2 protein-coding genes are annotated in these 2,537 nt (G+C 43.5%); one reads left to right on the top strand and one right to left on the bottom strand.

Translation table 11 applies throughout. The annotated features are described in order from the left end of the window. Positions 1-275: FAD-dependent oxidoreductase (locus tag PLK24_RS10665; RefSeq protein ID WP_324478975.1), on the top strand; the 275-nt coding region annotated here is incomplete at its 5' end. 114 nt (positions 276-389) lie between these two features. Here PLK24_RS10665 and PLK24_RS10660 read toward each other — a convergent pair. Beyond that, a partial coding sequence (locus PLK24_RS10660; RefSeq protein ID WP_324478974.1) for an FAD-dependent oxidoreductase occupies positions 390-2,537 on the bottom strand: 2,148 nt, incomplete at its 5' end.

Raw genomic sequence — 2,537 nt, 5'->3', positions numbered from 1 at the left:
CCTATTTTCAATATGTCGAGAATCAAGGTGAATACGGTATTCCCTTCCGTTGTTTAATACCTCGGGAGCTGGAAAATATTCTGGTTGCTGGCCGCTCCATATCGGCAACTCATGAAGCCATGGCATCCTTCCGGGTGATGGCACCTTGTATGGCAATCGGTCAAGCAGCGGGAGTAGCAAGTGCTTTAACTATTCAAGAGGGGTTCACTTCTCTTCGGAAGATTCCGGTAGATGTTTTACAGAGAATTTTAAAAGATCAAGGGGCAATTTTATAAAAATAATGCGTGCCCATTTCTTTTCTCCTGGGCACGCATTATATGAATTAAATTTATGCAATTTAAATCATTATTTTGATAACTTTTGAAAACGCCTCCATAAAATAAATTAACTTATTCGTTGTACACCCGAATTTCGTAAATCCGCGCTGAAGGGTCTCCATGGGTAGCGTAGATCTCGATTTGGAGTTTTTGAGTTGTGATAGGTGAAAACCGATGGATTCTTCTTCTTTGGTAATTGTCATGGCAATGGAGGATTTCCTTCCAGGTAGCTTGAGCATCAAAGAATAAGGCATAGTCTTTGACACACTCAGGAAAAAGATAGAGAGGCGGCGTGGACATATGGGTTTGGGTAAGATTGGTGTCGAAAGTCAGATAAACCGTATTGAATGTGGTTTCGACTGGAAATTCCAACGTTACTGTTTGTGGCATACCTTGAGAGGGATCGGAAATCCAGATATTGGTCCAGTTTTCAGGACGGCTCACTCCACTGAGGATATTTTCAGTTTCATAGGGGAATACTTCGGGATAAATCCTAATGGTATAAGCTCCTTTGGTTGAAGTCCATTTATTTTTTTCTTTTGATAAGGCTGCCGTTCCTACCGGTGGTTTTTTATGATATCTCCAAAAGATACCGGTTTGCGAACGGGCGGTGATAATGTAAAAAGATTTAGGATCTACTGAAAGGTTGAAGGGAACTTTCACCCAGGAAACACCACTGGGAGGCACAGCCACTTTTTGTTTTGTGAGAATTCCCTCCGATCCATCGTAATCCCAAATATGCATGGCTTTTTTAAGAGTAACCTCTATTTCAGCTGATTCGTGAAGATGAGATTCAATATAGAGATCGATTGAGTCAATGTGATCTGAAGTTATTGGAAAAATCAGGGCTCTTTCGGTTTCAAGGCCGGTCATTGATATTGTCCGCTGTCGAGGATGATCATACTCGGTCGCCAAGTCTCCTTGGGCTATTTGGAGCTTGGCTGAACTTGATGCGGTGATTCGGGCATCCCGAGCCAAGTCTTTCGGATCGCTATTCTTTATTTGAGGGATGAAACCGTCCTGTTTTAGAAGGAGCTGTTGGAGTTCGTGAATTTTCTCTGGATAAAGGTCCCGGGGTTGAAGAGAATATTTGGTACACAAATAAGCAGCAGCGCCAGTTGCCTGACCAATGGTAGAACAAGTTCCCATCAAACGAGTGGTTCCCAGAGCAACATGGGTAACACTAATATCTCTTCCTGCCATCATCAGGTTGGGAATATCTTTGGAATAAAGCGATCGAAATGGAATACTGTAGACGGTAGCTTGCCGTTTCCCAATTTCTTCTGATTTTCCTGGAAATGATGGTTCAGGAGGTAAATCTTTTGTAAGAATGCCTCCTGGAGTGTGAATATCGACAAACCATCCCCCGTAGGCTACTCGATCATCAAATAAAGATCCATAAGTGACATCTTTTTCTTTCATAATATAATCACCCATAATCCTTCTCGACTCTCGTTTCCCAGGGACCATTCCAATCCAATCGAGAACCAAGTGGTCGGCTTGATGGTCACCGTGATTTTTAATGTGGTTCCAAACCGCCAGGACCATTTTAATTAGTTCCTTACGGATATTTGCGTGATCTGTTATAGTGTTATAGGGAGGATTTCCAATTTCGATCCACCAATAACCGGCTTCGACATCATGATGGGTGCGAAAAGCCAGGTCTTCATCACTAGTGAGTTGGGGGACCCACTCTGGTGGGGTAAAGGGTACCGGGAAACCGACATCTTTGGCATGGAAAAGCAAGCTACTCCCCTGAGTATAACTGTCGGCTTTTTCTGGTGCTAAACTCTCTTCAAATTCACTTCTCGCTTCCCTCCCCATCCGGAATTCCGCTCCCGCCTGGTAGGCGATCACTCCATCTCCGGTGGCATCGATAAACAAACGACCTTGGAGAACGATCTCTTTTTCTGATCCGTTTTCGTAACTTACGATTGAATCAATGAATTTTGGATTGGTTTCTGACATGAGAACTTTCTGAGCTGGTGTATCGATATAAAGGTCAAGATTTTTTTCATTGGCCGCTGCTTTATATAAGATATAGTCCCAGGTTGAAGATCCGTGACCGGTCCAGATTCGTGCAGGATCCTGAAAGCGATCCTCTAAAAAAAACTCTTCAAGCAGGCCAGTTTCTCTTGCCCAAGGGTTGAAATCGCAAGCTCCTCCAACTGGAACGCGAATTTCGCTGCTGGAATTTCCGCCAAGTACTGGACGATTTTG

Origin of the sequence: Atribacter sp. (assembly GCF_035418125.1) — a bacterium.
GTDB classification, from domain to species: Bacteria; Atribacterota; Atribacteria; order Atribacterales; family Atribacteraceae; genus Atribacter; species Atribacter allofermentans.
This window is presented reverse-complemented; position numbering and strand designations above follow the sequence as displayed.